General features: G+C 74.6%; 11 protein-coding genes. 2 read left to right on the forward strand and 9 right to left on the reverse strand.

The window, feature by feature from the left end; translation table 11 throughout:
* Positions 1-24: 24 nt before the first annotated feature.
* From ACFYXE_RS31695 to ACFYXE_RS31735, 9 genes are all read right to left on the reverse strand, one after another.
* Entirely contained in the window at positions 25-3,261 is a 3,237-nt protein-coding gene (locus tag ACFYXE_RS31695; RefSeq protein WP_389318507.1) for an amidohydrolase family protein, read from the reverse strand.
* Between the two features lie 82 nt (positions 3,262-3,343).
* Positions 3,344-5,119 carry an immunity 49 family protein gene (locus tag ACFYXE_RS31700; protein ID WP_389318509.1) on the reverse strand — a complete coding sequence of 592 codons (1,776 nt, stop codon included), beginning with the start codon at positions 5,117-5,119 and terminating at the stop codon, positions 3,344-3,346.
* A gap of 72 nt (positions 5,120-5,191) precedes the next feature.
* Positions 5,192-5,890, reverse strand: coding sequence for an alpha/beta hydrolase (locus ACFYXE_RS31705; protein ID WP_389318511.1), 699 nt, complete (start codon positions 5,888-5,890; stop codon positions 5,192-5,194).
* A 46-nt stretch (positions 5,891-5,936) separates the two neighbouring features.
* Positions 5,937-6,761 carry a DUF1295 domain-containing protein gene (locus ACFYXE_RS31710; RefSeq protein ID WP_389318513.1) on the reverse strand — a complete coding sequence of 275 codons (825 nt, stop codon included), beginning with the start codon at positions 6,759-6,761 and terminating at the stop codon, positions 5,937-5,939.
* Complete coding sequence (locus ACFYXE_RS31715) at positions 6,758-8,038, reverse strand: class I SAM-dependent methyltransferase (RefSeq protein WP_389318515.1); 1,281 nt, start codon at positions 8,036-8,038, stop codon at positions 6,758-6,760. The genes ACFYXE_RS31710 and ACFYXE_RS31715 overlap by 4 nt, the downstream gene beginning before the upstream one ends.
* Positions 8,035-9,333, reverse strand: coding sequence for a class I SAM-dependent methyltransferase (locus ACFYXE_RS31720; protein WP_389318518.1), 1,299 nt, complete (start codon positions 9,331-9,333; stop codon positions 8,035-8,037). Before ACFYXE_RS31720 ends, ACFYXE_RS31715 begins: the two co-directional genes overlap by 4 nt.
* Positions 9,330-10,079: a DUF1365 domain-containing protein gene (locus ACFYXE_RS31725; protein WP_389318520.1), complete on the reverse strand. Its 750-nt coding sequence runs from the start codon at positions 10,077-10,079 to the stop codon at positions 9,330-9,332. The genes ACFYXE_RS31720 and ACFYXE_RS31725 overlap by 4 nt, the downstream gene beginning before the upstream one ends.
* The gene (locus tag ACFYXE_RS31730; protein ID WP_389318522.1) at positions 10,076-11,347 is read right to left on the reverse strand and encodes an NAD(P)/FAD-dependent oxidoreductase; all 1,272 of its coding nucleotides are present in this window, start codon (positions 11,345-11,347) and stop codon (positions 10,076-10,078) included. The genes ACFYXE_RS31725 and ACFYXE_RS31730 overlap by 4 nt, the downstream gene beginning before the upstream one ends.
* Positions 11,348-11,533: 186 nt before the next feature.
* Positions 11,534-11,875 carry an ArsR/SmtB family transcription factor gene (locus tag ACFYXE_RS31735; protein ID WP_389318524.1) on the reverse strand — a complete coding sequence of 114 codons (342 nt, stop codon included), beginning with the start codon at positions 11,873-11,875 and terminating at the stop codon, positions 11,534-11,536.
* Between the two features lie 200 nt (positions 11,876-12,075).
* Between ACFYXE_RS31735 and ACFYXE_RS31740 the strand changes: the two genes are divergently transcribed.
* A complete protein-coding gene (locus tag ACFYXE_RS31740) occupies positions 12,076-13,074 on the forward strand; it encodes a zinc-dependent alcohol dehydrogenase family protein (protein ID WP_389318526.1) in 999 nt (332 codons plus the stop codon).
* 142 nt (positions 13,075-13,216) lie between these two features.
* Positions 13,217-14,563 (forward strand): alpha/beta hydrolase family protein, encoded by a 1,347-nt coding sequence (locus ACFYXE_RS31745; protein WP_389318529.1) that lies wholly within the window; start codon positions 13,217-13,219, stop codon positions 14,561-14,563.
* Positions 14,564-14,640: the final 77 nt, after the last annotated feature.

Raw genomic sequence — 14,640 nt, forward strand, 5'->3', positions numbered from 1 at the left:
CGCGGGGAGCGGGCCGTCGCCGGTTCAGGCCGGCGGCGCGCAGCACCCGTCCCTGCGCATCAGCCGGCCGACCTCCAGCCAGTGCCGTTCGTCGGCCCCCGCGCCGCCGGCCCCCGGCGTGCCGGGACCGCGGCCGGTCCGCTTCCCGAACGCGTCGGTGATGTCCTTCGTCGCGTACGGGGTGCCGCCCCTGAGCACCGACACCGTCCGCACCATGTCGGCGAAGTCCGTGAACGGGTCCCCGTCGACCACCGTCACGTCGGCGATCTTGCCGGGTTCCAGCGTGCCCAGGTCCCGCTCGAGGCCGAACATTCGGGCCGGCAGTACCGTCGCGGTGCGCAGGGCCGCCGCCGGGGAGAGGCCGCCCAGGTGCAGGGCGCGCAGTCCCAGGTGCAGGGCGAGGCCGACCGGGACGAGGGGCTGGTCGGTGCCGAGGGCCACCAGGCCGCCCGCGGCCAGGACGCGCCGGTAGATGTCGGTCTCCCTGCGGAGGGTGGCCAGTTGGGCGACGCTCGGCGGCCGTCGCGCCCCGGCCCTGACCGCGGCGGCGTCCCACGGCGGCATCACCGCGGTGACCCGCGGGTCGTCCGCGAGCCCCGGCTCGGCCCCGAGGAGCGGCGCCGAGGTGAACGGGGTGGCGATCAGCGAGAAGCGGGCGCCGTCCGCGCCGTAGATCTCGATGACGTCGTCCCAGGCACGTCCGGTGGCGGTCGTGGCGTGGCCGTACTCGGCGCGCTGGGTGGCCTGCAGATGGGTCGTCAGGTCCTGGCCGAGCTGGATCCCGGGCGAGAGCAGATGGCTGCCCGCGCGCACCCCGAGCCGCTCGTGCGCGAAGCGCGCCGCCTCCTCCATCACCCAGCCGGGAGCACGCACATAGGTCTTGACGAAGTCCCAGTCGAGGGCCGCCCCGCGCTCCAGGGAACGCCTGAGCGCCGCCCTGCCGCGGTGTGCGCGGCCCATGCTGTACGCGACGCGGGAGCCGTCCAGGAGTTCGCCGGTCGTGAGCAGGCGGGGCCCGGCGAGTTCGCCCGCCGCCACCGCCTCGCGGATCCGGGCCTGTTCGTAGGCGAAGCCGCCGAGGGACACGGCCGTGGTGATCCCGTAGGTGAGCTGGCCTGCCGTCTGGCGGCCGCCGTACGTGGTCTGCCACGGGTGCGTGTGCGTGTCCCACAGGCCGGGGACGACCGTGTGCCGTGCGGCGTCGATCCTGCGGACGGCGGGGGTGGCGCGCGCCGGGCGGTGCGGTCGTACGGACGCGATGCGACCGCCGCGGACCACGAGGTCGACGTCCTCGCGGGCCTCGTCGCCGGTGCCGTCCCACAGGCGTCCCGCGTGCACCACGGTGTCGGCGGGCGTTGGCCTGCGTCCGTCCACCGGCATGGGCACCGTCCGCGGGCTCGCGCCGTCGACGTCGATCAGGCGCAGTCGGCCGCTCGACAGGTAGAGGAGATGGGCCGCGTCGCCCGACCACGACGGGTGGTCGGCGGGTTCGGCGGTGAGCCGGCGCAGTGTGCCGGTCGGGGTGCCGTCCGCGTCCACGGGGAGCAGGCACAGCGCCGACTCGACGATGACGGCGAGGTGGCGGCCGTCCGGTGACCAGACGGGTCCCGAGTCGTACCGGTCGGAGAGCGAGGCGTGCGGTGCCACGGCGTGCAGGCGGTCCGCGCCCGTGGTGCTGTCGACGATCCGGATGAGGTTGTAGCCCTCGCGGAAGCGGAGGTTGAGGCGGTTGCGGTCGCAGAGCGCGAGGTGGCGGCCGTCCGGCGACCAGCTGGGTCTGCCGGGCAGCCCGCCGCCGCCGAGCGGGGCGGCCAGGGCGCGTTCGGTGCCGGACGCCAGGTCGCGCACCATCAGCCGGCCGGTCATGTCCAGGGTGGCGAGGCGTGCGCCGTCGGGCGAGAGCGCCGGGTGGACCCGGCCGCCGGTCGCCAGGGCGGTCTCGGCCCCGGTGGCGAGGTCGTGGCGGTAGACGCCGAGCAGACCGTCGCGGTCGTCGGCGTACACGAGCGAGGCGCCGTCCGGTGCCCAGGCCGGTCCGAGCAGGTAGCCGGTGGCCGCCGCCCGGCGCAGCCGTCGCGGTGGCCGGCCGCCCGAGGCCGCGCCCAGCCAGAGGGAGTTGAGGGCGGCGAAGGCGATCCGCCGTCCGTCCGGGGAGAGCGCGGGCAGGTGGATGCCGCGGGTGGGGCGGGCACGGCCGAGCCCCAGGTCGTACTCCTTGGTCCGGTGGCGCGGGCGCTCCACCGGCAGGGTGGCGGCGAACGGGATCACCTCGGCCGCCCCGGTGTCCTGCCCGCTCGGGCCCGGCGGGCGTACGAGCGTCGGGCGGCCGTCCAGCGTGAGCAGCAGTTCCCCGTCCCGGGTCCAGCGTGGCGGCACGGGCGCCAGGTCGCCGCCGTCGAGGGCCACCGGCTCGCCGTCGACGACGAGGGCGCAGGAGGCGCTGGGGGCCGGTGTGGTGCGCAGGTAGGCGAGGCGTCGGCCGTCCGGGGCCAGGGCGGGGGTCATGACCTGCGCGGTGCCGGTCTCGGTGTGGGCGACGGTGACGGCGCCCGCTCCCCCGGCGGGCACGGCGGCGACGGTCCGGGAGTCGAGCGTCGTGCCCTGCGGTGTGGTGACGGGCGTGCCCCGGACGAACAGGATCCGTGTGCCGTCCGGCGACCAGGTCGGGTCGAAGTCCTCCCAGGGTCCGTCCTGCAGCGGCCCGTCCTGTCCGGGCCTGCCGGTCACGCGGGTGAGCCGGCCGCTCTCGAGGTGCAGGACGTGGATGCGGTACGAGGCGCCGCGCACCGGGTCGCCGCCGCGCTCGGAGGCGAAGGCGAGCCGGGAGCCGTCGGGCGACCAGGCGGGCCCTCGGTCGTCCCAGGGCCCGTCGGTGAGCTGTCGCAGCCCCGACCCGTCGGGGCGGATCGTCCAGAGGTGGAAGCCGCCGCCCTGGTACGCGCAGAAGGCGACCGACCTGCCGTCGGGGGCGTGGACCGGCCGGTTCGGTTCGAGTCCGGCCGGCGTGAGCGGCGTGGCCTCGCCGCCGGTGCGGGGCAGGGACCACAGCGTGGCCTGCGCCTCGACGATCAGTCGGTCCGCGGCGGGCGAGAGCGTCGCCGAGCCGTTGGTGACGCGGGTGAAGGAGAGGGGCACCGTGGTGCGGGGCCCGGCCGGCGCCGGGGCGGTGCCCAGTGCGGCGACCGCTCCGGACGCGCCCGCGGCGACGAACAGCTGACGTCGGGACAGAGGCAACACGGTGTCGTGCCGGTCACGGTCCATGACACAGCACACTCGCCCATCGCGGCCGTCGTGGACAACACCACTCCACGTCAACACGCGGGTTTACCCCGATGCCGTATCCCTACGTCGGGAACTCCCCGAGCCAGGCGCGTGCGACCAGGTGCTTGGGCAGGGACGGCGCCGTCGTGTCGACCGGGAACTCCGAGTCGTGTCCCAGGCAGGCCATCGCGAGCGGGCCGAGCGCGGCGCGGCCGTGGCGGGTGGCGTCCCCGGAGGCGGCCGTCCGGGCGGCCCAGTAGCTGTCGTGGTGGGAGAGGGCCTCGGCGAGCGCTTCGGCGAAGGCCGGCCGGTCGCCCGCGATCAGCCGGTGGAAGACGGCGATCGGCTGATAGTCGATCAGGTTGAGGAAGTCGCTCGGGGTGCCGGTCGCGACGTGCGGGTGGGAGGCCTCCATGGTGGCGATCAGGTGCTGGACGACGTCGTCCATGGGCCGCCTCAGCCAGAAGGCGCGCAGTGTCTCGATCCAGTGGAAGACGTAGGCGTCGCAGGACGCTGCCCGGCGCAGGTCGTCCATGGGCACGTTGCAGAGCATCGTCAGGCGGTCCTGCTCCCGGCAGACGACGGCCAGGTAGAAGGCGTCGAGCCAGGCGCGGGCGTCGGCGCCCGGCATGGGGCGGGTCACGGGCAGGCTCAGGACCTCGTCGGCGACGCGGCAGTCCACCGTGCCCGCCGGGGAGGCCGCGGCGGCGAAGAGCGCCGACCCGGTCTGCATCGCCCACACCCACGCCTCCCAGGTCTCCAGGGCCCCGGCGTCGGGGTCGGCGGCGAGGCGCGCGTCGCTGAGCCGCTTCGTGGCGGCGAACGTGGCGGCGAGGGCGCCCGGACGCCCGGCGAGGCGGGCGACGTGTTCGGCCGTGGTGTCGCTGCCCAGTTCGTCGGTGGCGCCGTGCGCCGTGGCGGTCGGGGCGGCGGGCGGCGGGGCCTGCGGCGCGGGCGGGCTCTGCGCGTGCAGCCTCTTCATCACGTCCATCAGCTCGGGCGGCGGCACCACGGAGAAGGAGCGGGTCTCGTCGTCGATGACGGTGAGCGAGGTCAACTGCCCCTGGTACCACCAGTACAGCCGGGGGGACAGGGCGCCGGGCCCGTCCTCGTAGGCGCCCAGCGCGTACGCGCTGAGGTCGTTCACGGCGTCCACCACCGTGCCGTCCTCGATCGGGTGGAACGCCAGCAGGTTCCGGCCGGGCAGGGCGACCAGCGCGCCGGCGTCCGGCAGGTCGTTGCCGGTGGTGGCGCGGGCCAGTTCGGGCAGCACGAGTGCCTTGCTCGCCACGAACGGGGAGTCGCCGTAGACGGACCACAGCCGCGCGCCCTGCGGGCCGGTGACCTCCTCGTGCTCCACGAGTTCACGGATCAGGTTCTCGTGGCCGGCCGCCCAGAGCCGGTCCAGGCCGGCGCGCGCCACGTCGTGGTCGTCGAGGATGCGCACGGAGACGGGGGTGTCGAGGGCGAGCGCCAGGAGCAGCCCGTCGGCGACCGGCCGCGTGTAGCGGAAGGAGTCCGCCGCGTCGCCGGGGAAGGCGTCGGCGGGCAGCAGGCGCAGGTAGGCACCGGCCAGCAGTTCCGCCGGGCTCTCGTCGCCCCGCGAGGCGTTGTCGAGCGCGGTGAAGTGCTGCTGGACCAGGTCGGGCCAGTGCGCGTCGGACACTCCGCGGCACTGGTGCGCGAGGTTGGACAGCGGGTAGCGGCGGCCGTCCGCCGAGACGACGGCGTCGCCCTCAAGCCGCGGGGGTATCCCGAGCCGGGCGAGGAAGTGATCGGCTGTCAGGTTTCGCAGGTGTTCGGCCTGCGGGAAGGTCAGCATCGGCAGGTGCGGGTCGGATGCGTGGTGTTCGTTCACACCGCGACTCTACGAACCATGACCGCCGGACGGAAAAACCGGGCGACGGCCGACCGCCCGGTGCCCCGCGCCTCAGGGTTCCTGCGGGTGTTCCTGCGCGACCCGGCCGCGTTCGACGGCGTCGGGCAGCGGCGCGAGGCCCAACAGCCCGCCCACGGTGTCCGTGGTGAGGGAGTGCCAGGCGCCCGCCCTGCGCAGCATCGTGTGGCCGGTTCCGTGCAGCCGGAGCAGGCGCGCGGTGGCGCCCGCTGCCACCGCCCGTGACACGAAGTCCTCGGAGGCCGCCGGGTCGGTCGTGCGGTCCTGGTCGCCGTGCAGCACGACGACGGTGCGTTCCCGCAGGTGCGCGACCGGCTCTCCCTTCGGGCACCAGGGGGCGAGGCCCACCACGGCGCGGACCGACGGGTGCCCGGCCGCGCGCAGGGCGGCGCGGCCGCCCATGGAGTGGCCGACCAGGACGACCGGCACGTCCGGGTACCGCGCCGCCAGGTCGTCCACGGCGCGCCGGGCGTCCTGGGCGGCGTCCGCCCGCTCGCCGTTCCAGCCCCGGCAGCGGTAGCGGACCCGGCCCACCAGCACGCCCCGCGCCCCGTACGCCCGCCGGACCCGGCGCGCGAAGGGCCGCATCCGCAGGCCCGGCAGATTCCATCCGGGAGGCTCCGTGAGCCCGGACTCCCGGCCGCCGTGCAGGAACAGCACGGCGGCCGCGGGCGAGCCGGGGCCGCGCGGAAGAACCAGCGGCGACCGGATGCGGTCGGCGGACTCGGGCACGAGTTCTCCTCTGGACGTCAGGGCGTCGGTTCGGCCGGACCGGCCATCATGACGCATTCCGGTCGGGGCGGTCCGTGCGGGGCGGCAGGGGGAAGAAGCCGCTGGTGCGCCTGCGGTAGGCGGCGTAACCGGGCCGCTCCGCCATGTGGCGTTCCAGGAGCGCCTTACCGCTGCCGCGGGTCAGCAGCAGGCTCATCACCAGGGGTGCGACGACGGTGGCCGCCGCGGCGGCCGGTGCGTCACAGGTGATCAGGAAGAGACCCCACCAGACGCAGAAGTCCCCGAAGTAGTTCGGGTGCCGGGTCCAGGACCACAGCCCGCGGTCCATGACCAGGCCCCGGTGGCTCGGGTCCGCCTTGAAGCGGGCGAGCTGCCAGTCGCCGACGCCCTCGAAGACGAGGCCGACGAGCCAGAGCGCCGTGCCGACCGCGGCGAGGACGGACATCGGGCCGCTGATGTAGTAGGCGGCCTGGACGGGCAGCGACACCAGCCACACCAGGGCGGCCTGCAGGAGGTAGACCTTGCGGAAGGCGTACGCGGCGCGGCTGCCCGGCGCCTTCGCCAGCATCTGTTCGTAGCGCGGGTCCTCGCCGTGGCCGCGCCCGCGCCGGGCGATGTGCCCGGCCAGGCGCAGCCCCCATACGCAGGTGAGCACGGTCACCAGGACCTGCCGTGCGCCGTCGCCCTGCCCGGCGGCCACGGCCAGGCTCGTCAGGGCCACGGCGGCGAAGGCGAGCCCCCAGGCGACGTCGACGATCCGGTGCAGGCCCTTGCGCAGGGCCACCGCGAAGGTGACGAGCAGGACGGCCAGGGCAGCGCCCGCCGCGGCGGCGAGGTTCAGGGCGAAGTCGCCCCAGGCGAAGCCGTTCACGTGGCACCGCCGGGGGTGCGGTACCAGTCGGCGGGAGTGGGCGGCAGTCCCGAGCCGCCGCGCAGGTCGGGGCGGACCGCGAGGATCTGGTCGACGCCCATGCGCCGGGCCTCGAAGGCGAGGCCGCCGCCGACCAGGTAGAGCCGCCAGACCCGGGCCGTCTCCTCGCCGACCAGGGCGACGAAGGAGCTCCAGTTGTCCTCCAGCGTGCGGTGCCAGGCGGCGACGGTGCGGACGTAGTGCTCGCGCAGGGACTGGACGGAGCCGATTTCGAGGCCGGTGGCCTCCAGCAGCGACACCGTCTGGCCCAGGGGCCGCATGTGCATGTCGGGCGCGATGTAGGACTCGATGAAGGCGCCGCCGCCGGGCGCCACCGCGCCGCGGGACATCTGCTGCACGAGGACGCGTCCGCGCGGGCGCAGCGAGCGGTACAGCTGGGCCGCGAAGGCCTCGTACTCCTCGTCGCCGACGTGTTCGCCCATCTCGATCGTGGACACCGCCTCGTACTCGCCGCCCTCGATGTCGCGGTAGTGCCGCAGTTGCACGTCGACCAGTGCGTGCAGGCCGCGCTCGCGGGCCCGGGCACGCACCGCGTCGCGCTGTTCACCGGACAGCGTCACCGCGGTGACCTGGACCTTGTGCTGCTCTGCCGCGTACAGGGCGAGTGCGCCCCAGCCGCAGCCGATGTCGAGCAGCCGGGCGCCGGGCCGCAGGTCGAGCTTGCGGCAGACGAGTTCGAGTTTGTCGCGCTGGGCGTCGGCCACCGTGTAGTCCGGGTCCTCGCGGGTCCAGTAGGCGCAGGAGTACGCCATGGTCGGGTCGAGGAGCCGTTCGTAGAAGGTGTTGGAGAGGTCGTAGTGGTGGCTGATCGCGGCCCGGTCGCGCGAGCGGGTGTGCCGGGCGCCGTGCAGTGCGGCGCGCGAGGCGGGCGGGACGGGGCGCGGACCCACGGCGCCGAGGCGGGCCGCCGTGGCGCCCGCCCTGAGCAGGTGGCGTGCGGTGGGCCTGGGCCGTTCGACCGGGCTCTCCCACAGGGCGCGCAGGCCGTCCGCGAGGTCGCCCTCGATGTCGAGGTCGCCGGTGATGTACGCCTCGGCCAGGCCCAGTTCACCGGGCTGCCACAGGAGTCGGCGCAGGGCGCGGCGGGAGCGCAGGATCACCAACGGGGCGTCGGGCGGGCCGCTCTCGCTGCCGTCCCAGGCGCGCAGCCGCACCGGGGGCGGCCCGCCGAGCACCTCGTGCAGGAGGGCGGTCAGCCGCTGTGCCGTCGTGGTCATCGCTGGGCTCCGTTCCGTGCCGCGCCGGGTGCGTCGTCGGCGGGCGTGTCGTCGGCGTGGGTGAGCAGGAACTGGTGGACGTCCAGGTACCGCGAGCGGAAGCCGGCCTCGGAGTAGGCCAGGTAGAAGGTCCACATCCGCCGGAACGTGGCGTCGAAGCCCAGCTGCCGCACCTCGTCGGCTCGTTCCCCGAAACGTTCCCGCCAGAGGCGCAGGGTCTCCGCGTAGTGCGGCCCGTATCCCTCGCACGCCGCGACGCGCAGGCCGGTCCGTGTGGTGACGGTGTCCTGCACCGCTTGCACGGAGGGGATGAGGCCGCCGGGGAAGATGTACTTCTGGATCCAGGTGTGGGTGCCCGCGGAGGCGAGCATGCGGTCGTGCGGCATGGTGATGGCCTGCAGGGCGATCCGGCCGCCGGGCGCGGTCAGGGCGTCGAGGCGGCGGAAGTAGGCGGGCCAGTACTCGGCGCCGACCGCCTCGATCATCTCGACGCTGACGACCGCGTCGTAGCGTCCCGTGACCTGCCGGTAGTCGCACAGGTCGATGTCGACGCGGCTCTGCAGCCCGGCTTCCCGTACCCGTCGGCGGGCCAGGGCGAGCTGTTCGGCGGAGAGCGTCACGGAGCGGACGCGGGCGCCCCGCTCGGCGGCCCGTACCGCCAGCTCGCCCCAGCCGGTGCCGATCTCCAGCAGGTGCGTGCCCGGGCCCACCCGGGCCAGGTCGAGGAGCCGGTCGATCTTGCGGTGCTGGGCGGCGGGCAGGTCGTCCCAGCCGGCCGGCAGCGTCTCGAAGAGGGCGGAGGAGTAGGTGAGCGTGTCGTCGAGGAAGAGCTTGAAGAGGTCGTTGGACAGGTCGTAGTGGCGGTGGATGTTGGTGCGCGATCCGTTGAGCGTGTTGCGCTGGGCGTCCGGCTGGCGGGGCGCCCACAGGCCGCGCAGCCGCTGCAGCGGCGCGGGCACGAGGGTCGAGGCGTTCCCCGCGAGGACGGTCAGGACGCCGACGAGGTCGTCGGCGTCCCACTCGCGGGCCATGTAGGACTCGCCGAAGCCGATCAGGCCCTGGTCGGCGATCCGCCGCACGAAGGCGTCCGGGTCGTGCACGCGCAGCAGCGGCCCGCCCTGGCCCAGGCGTTCGCCGCCGGCCGTGACCACGCTCAGCGGCAGCCGCCGGAACGCCTGCGTGAGGATCGCCCGGGCCGCCGTCCGCCGCCAGGCCGGCACCTGCGGCACGGTCGTCACGTCGGTCCACCGCGCGGCGTCCGACGCGCTGTTGGATGCGGATACGGAAGTGGTCACTGCATTCCTTTCTGCGGGCGATGGCCCGGTCTGGGGACGACGGGCTGTCCGCGCAGCCACAGCCGGATGCCGTGCCGGCGGATGGCGAGACTCACGGCGAGGGTCGCGAAGGGGCGCCGGGCGACCGCGCGCAGCAGCGAGCGGGGGGTCGCGGCGTGGCGCTCGCCCCGCACGGTGGCGGTGAAGGGGCGGGCCCCGGACTGCTCCAGGTGCACGGTGAGGGAGAGGCGTTCGCCCGGCACGGGCAGTCGCATCCGGTAGGCGCCGTCGACGGCGAAGAAGGGGGAGACGTAGAAGTCCTTGCCGGTGTCGGCCCGTCCCCCGGCGTCCGGGTACAGCAGGTAGCAGTGGCGCTCGCCGTAGGTGTTGTGGACCTCGGCCACCACGCAGCGCAGCGTGCCGTCGGGGTCGTGGCACCAGAAGACCGTCAGCGGGTTGAAGACGTGCCCGAGCACGCGCGCGTTGCCGAGCATCAGCACCTGCCCGCCGTCCAGGTCGATGTCGTGCGCCCGCAGATAGCGTTCGAGACCGGTCCGGATGCCGGGGTCCCGTCCGGCGAAGTGGTCGCGGCCCAGGAAGCGGGCCAGCGGGCGCAGCACGGCGGGCAGCGCCGGGAGCCGGTCCAGGTCGACGAGCCACAGGTAGGTGCGGTGGGTGAGCGCGTAACGGCGCGGCAGGGTGCGGACGTGGGTGATCTCGCTCGGGTACAGGGCGGGAGCCGTGGGATGCCGTGCGGGCGGGGTCATCGCCACTCCACCCCCAGCGCCTGGGCCGCCCGGACACCGGAGCGGCAGCCGTCCTCGTGGAATCCCCAGCCGTGGTACGCCCCGGCGTAAGCGGTGACCGGGGTGTTGAGCGCGGGCAGTCGGTCCTGGGCGGCCACCGACTCCTCGGTGTAGACGGGGTGTTCGTAGCGCATGCGGGCCAGGATCCGGTCCTGGGGCACGTGCCCGTCGTCGCCGAGGGTGACCACGTAGGTCTCCGGCGCGTCCAGGTGCTGGAGCCGGTTCATGTCGTAGCTGACCCGCACCCGGTCCTCGGTGGAGGCGCAGGACGGCAGCAGGTAGTTCCAGGCGGCCCGCGCGCCCCGGCTGCGCGGCAGCACGGTGGTGTCGGTGTGCAGCAGCGTCGGGTTGGCGGAGTAGCGGAAGGCGCCCAGGGTACCGGTCTCGGCCTCGGTGGGGTCGGTGAGCAGGCGCAGGGCCTGGTCCGGGTGGGTGGCGATCACGACGGAGTCGTACGTCGTGACCGTGCCGTCGTCCGTGGTGATCTCCGCGCGGCCCCCGGTCCTGCGCAGGGCCCGCACCGGCGTCGACGTGTGGACCGCGGCGAGCTGCTTCCCGATCGGGTTCACGTACTCGCGGGAGCCGCCGGTCACCGTGCGCCAGGTCGGCGAGCCGGTCACGCTGAGCATGCCGTGGTGGTCGAGGAAGCGGAACAGGTAGCGGGCGGGGTATTGCAGGGCGGTGCCCGGCGGGCAGGACCAGACGGCCGCGACCACGGGGATCGCGAAGTGCCGTACGAAGTAGTCGGAGAAGCGGTGCCGGGCGAGGAACTCCCCCAGCGTGCCGCCGGTGGCGTGGTCGGGTGCGGCGAGCAGGGTCCGCGCCGCCCGGTGGAAGCGCGGGACCTCGGCGAGCATGCGCAGGTAGGCGGGGCGCAGGGCGTTGCGCGGCTGGGCGAACAGGCCGCGCGGGCCGCGGGCGCCCGCGTATTCGAGGCCGCAGCCCTGGCACCGGACCGACATGCTCATCTCGGTCGGCTGGGTGGCCACGTCGAGTTCGCGGAAGAGGCGAAGGAGCTGGGGGTAGGTCCGTTCGTTGTGCACGATGAACCCGGAGTCGACCTGGCGCACCAGTCCGTCGGCCGCCGATATGTCGTGCGTGTGGGCGTGGCCGCCGGTCCTGTCGTCGGACTCGTACAGCGTGACGTCGTGTGCCCGGCGCAGGATGTGGGCCGCCGTCAGTCCGGCGATCCCGCTGCCGATCACCGCTGTACGCGGTCGTCGCTCCATGCCGCTCCCCTCCTCGATGCGGGCGCGAACGCCCCTCGTGGAGTAATTCGGAGCCGAGGCTGGTGCGGTTTGGTGCCAACTCGGTGACCGGGGTGAAGCCCTGTGACCTGGGTGTACGGGAGGGGCGTGGGCGTCCGTGACGCGGTGGCGGTGCCCGGGTGGCGACGGTCGTGCGCGGCGGGCGCGTCACGCGCGCGGGTGCCGCCCCACGAGGGCCGTGAGGAGGCCCGGGAACGCCGCGTCCATCTCGTCGCGGCGCAGGGCGTTCATGCGGGAGGTACCCACGTAGTACTGGCGGATCAGGCCCGCCTCGCGCAGCACGTGGAAGTGGTGCGTGGCGGTGGACCTGCTCACCGGGAGGTCGATCGTGCCGCAGGCCAGGTCCTGGTCACCGGCGTACAGCTCGCCGACGATGTGGCGGCGGACCGGATCGACCAGGGCCTCGAGCACTTGCTGGAGGCCGATGGAGTCGAGGTCGGGGTGGGCGGGGACGCGGTCGCTCCCGCCCCTGGACCGTGTGCTGGCCATGCGTCGCCGACCTCCTGCCGTGGGGTGCGTGGTGCGGCTGTCCGCCGGGAGCGACGGCCGCGTCGTGCGACTGCGGTCAAAGTATCACCGCCGCCGAACTTTGACCGACATCGAACTTTGACAGCCGTCGAACTGTGCGCTTGGGTGAGGTCGGCGACGCGGTCCACGCGCAGCCGTCATCGGTCGGAGGGGGATGCGTGATGGCCACAACGGTGCGGTTCCACGAGCACGGCGGGCCCGAGGTACTGCGGCTCGAAGAGGTTCCGGTCGGCGATCCCGGCCCCGGGGAGCTGCGCATCCGGGTGGACGCGATCGGGATCAACCGCGCCGAGGTGCTGCTCCGCGGCGGGCACTACATCGAGCCGGTCAAGGAGTTCCCGGCCCGGCTCGGCACCGAGGCCGCGGGCGTGGTGGAGGCCGTCGGGCCGCGGGTGACCGGGTTCGAGGTCGGCGGGCCGGTCAGCGTGGTGCCGGCGTTCTCGATGAACGACTACGCGGTGTACGCACAGCAGGCGATCGTGCCCGCGGCGGCGGTGCTGCACCGCCCGGAAGGCGTCGGCGCGGTCGACGGCGCGGCCGTCTGGATGCCCCATGTCACCGCCTACGGCGCACTGGTCGAGGTCGGCGGCCTGCGGGCCGGGGACACCGTCGTCCTCACCGCCGCGTCGAGCAGCGTGGGCCTGGCCGCGATCCAGCTCGCCCGGCGCGTCGGCGCGGTGCCCATCGCCACCACGCGCGGCCGGGCCAAACGGGACGCGCTGCTGGCGGCGGGGGCGGCCGCGGTAATCGTCACGGACGAGGAGGACGTCGCCGACCGGGTGCGGGAGCTGACGGGGGGCCGTGGTGCGGAGTTCGTCTTCGACGCCGTGGCCGGACCCGGCGTCGTGGACCTGGCCCGCGTGGTCGCCCCCGGCGGCACGCTGTTCCTGTACGGCGCGGTGAGCGGCCGGCCGACGCCGTACCCGGGGTTCGAACTCGGCATGCCCGCCCTGAACATGCGCACCTACACCCTGCACGAGACGACCCGCGACGCACGGCGCCTGCGGCGTGCCGAGGCCTTCGTCTCCTCCGGGCTGAGCACCGGGGCGTTCCGGCCCGTCGTGGACCGCACCTTCCGCCTCGACGAGATCGTGGAGGCCCACCGCTACATGGAGGCGGGCGCGCAGGTCGGCAAGATCGTCGTCACGGTCGACCACTGAGCAACCGACGACCTGGCCGGTCGGGGCGGCCGACGTCATACCAGAAGCTGACGTCGGCACCGCGCATACGTCCACGGTCTGGCGGCACGCGATACCGAGGGCCGACGTGACGTCAACACGCCCTGTTCTAGCGTCACTTGACATGACGAAGACGCACGGGACGACAGGGCCGACAGAGCCGATGGACGCGACGACGAGGGGCGGCGGCGCGGTGAGAGGCGGCGGGGCGGTGCGAGGCGGCGGGGCGGCGACGGGCACCGGGGCGGACCACGTGCGGGTCCCGCGGACGCCGGGGCTCCGCGCCACCCGACCCCGGCGGGGCCCGGTCACCGCCCTCTCCCTCGCCGTCGTCCTCTCCCTCGCGGGCGGCGCCACCGCCTTCGCCGCGGGAGCGGACGACACGACCGGCGGGACGTCGGTGCGCGACGCCCCGCGGGAGAAGCTCCGCCTGCCCCGCCCCACCGGCCCGTTCGCGGTCGGCCGCGACACGCTCCACCTGGTCGACCGGGACCGTCGCGACCCCTGGGTGCCGTCGGCCGGCGCGCGGGAGCTGATGGTGGACCTCTCCTACCCGGGACGGCACGGCGGCGGCCGCCCCACCGCGTACACCTCCCGGCGGGAGGCCGAGCTCCTCCTGGCGTACGGCGGGCTCGACCGGCGCATCCCCGCCGCCGCGTACAGCGCCACCCGCACCTTCGCGCGCGCCGGGATCCGACCCGCGCCGGGCCGCTTCCCCCTGATCGTCCTCTCCCCCGGCTTCACCGCGCCCCGCTCCACGCTGACGCACCTCGCCGAGGACCTGGCGAGCCGCGGCTTCGTCGTGGCCACCGTCGACCACGCGTACGAGTCCATCGGCACGGCCTTCCCCGGCGGGCGCATCCTGACCTGCGAGGCCTGCGAACCGGCGGCGGAGCCCGGCGGGGGCCGGCGCGTCACCGAGGGGCGGGCCGAGGACCTCTCGTACGTCATCGACCGGCTCACCGGCCGCGGTGCCGCCTGGCAGCGCTCCGGGATGATCGACGCGACCCGGATCGGGGCGGGCGGCCACTCCATCGGCGGGGCCGCCGCGCTCGCCACCATGACCGCCGACCGCCGGGTGCGGGCCGGCGTGAACATGGACGGCAGCTTCCACACGGGCCCCGCCGGGATCGACGGCCGCCCCTTCCTGATGCTGGGCACCGAGGTCCAGCACACCCCCGGCATCGAGGACGGCAAGAACTGGGACGAGACCTGGCGGGAGCTGGACGGCTGGAAGCGCTGGCTCACCGTCGCGGGCTCCGGGCACTACTCGTTCACCGACGTGCCCGTGCTGGCCGGGCAGGCCGGTGTGGTCGACCCCCAGGTGCCGCTGTCCGGCGAGCGCTCGGCTCAGATACCGCGGGCGTACGTGGGGGCGTTCTTCGCACGGCACCTGCGCGGCGTGCCGCAGCCCCTGCTCGACGGGCCCACCCCCGGGAATCCCGAGATCACCTTCCGCCACCACGCATAAGACACGCCGCCCGGGAAGCAGACTCGATGCGCGGCATCCCGCCGCACTGAACAATGGGGAAACCACCTCTTCTTCTC

The sequence above is a fragment of the Streptomyces sp. NPDC002564 genome (genome assembly GCF_042889645.1).
Lineage (GTDB): Bacteria > Actinomycetota > Actinomycetes > Streptomycetales > Streptomycetaceae > Streptomyces.

Coding starts and splice junctions, on each gene's coding strand:
- ACFYXE_RS31695 (WP_389318507.1), bottom strand. CDS start 3,261: ATGGACCGTGACCGGCACGACACCGTGTTGCCTCTGTCCCGACGTCAG.
- ACFYXE_RS31715 (WP_389318515.1), bottom strand. CDS start 8,038: ATGACCACGACGGCACAGCGGCTGACCGCCCTCCTGCACGAGGTGCTC.
- ACFYXE_RS31725 (WP_389318520.1), bottom strand. CDS start 10,079: ATGACCCCGCCCGCACGGCATCCCACGGCTCCCGCCCTGTACCCGAGC.
- ACFYXE_RS31730 (WP_389318522.1), bottom strand. CDS start 11,347: ATGGAGCGACGACCGCGTACAGCGGTGATCGGCAGCGGGATCGCCGGA.
- ACFYXE_RS31735 (WP_389318524.1), bottom strand. CDS start 11,875: ATGGCCAGCACACGGTCCAGGGGCGGGAGCGACCGCGTCCCCGCCCAC.
- ACFYXE_RS31740 (WP_389318526.1), top strand. CDS start 12,076: ATGGCCACAACGGTGCGGTTCCACGAGCACGGCGGGCCCGAGGTACTG.
- ACFYXE_RS31745 (WP_389318529.1), top strand. CDS start 13,217: ATGACGAAGACGCACGGGACGACAGGGCCGACAGAGCCGATGGACGCG.